Annotated in this window: 1 protein-coding gene; it reads left to right on the top strand. The window is 38.8% G+C overall.

Annotation, left to right across the window (positions count from 1 at the left end):
• The coding region (locus SB764_RS44185) for a DEAD/DEAH box helicase family protein (RefSeq protein ID WP_410867337.1) at positions 1–240 on the top strand (240 nt) is incomplete at both ends.

Consider the following 240-nt stretch of genomic DNA (forward strand, 5'->3'; position numbering starts at 1 on the left):
ATTATTCTTGATGAGGCTCATCACCTGAAAAATGCATGGTGGAGAAGTTTAATGGATATAAAAAGTGAAATCAATCCAACTATCGTAGCCCTTACTGCAACCCCTCCTTTTGATATTTCTGCATTGGAATGGCAGCGGTATATACAACTGAACGGTCCTGTAGATCTGGAAATTTCGGTTCCTGAACTCATGCTTGAAGGAGATTTATGTCCCCATCAAGATTTGGTATATTTTAACCTT

It is taken from the genome of Paraburkholderia sp. SIMBA_027, assembly GCF_046535315.1.
Classification (GTDB): Bacteria; Pseudomonadota; Gammaproteobacteria; order Burkholderiales; family Burkholderiaceae; genus Paraburkholderia; species Paraburkholderia tropica.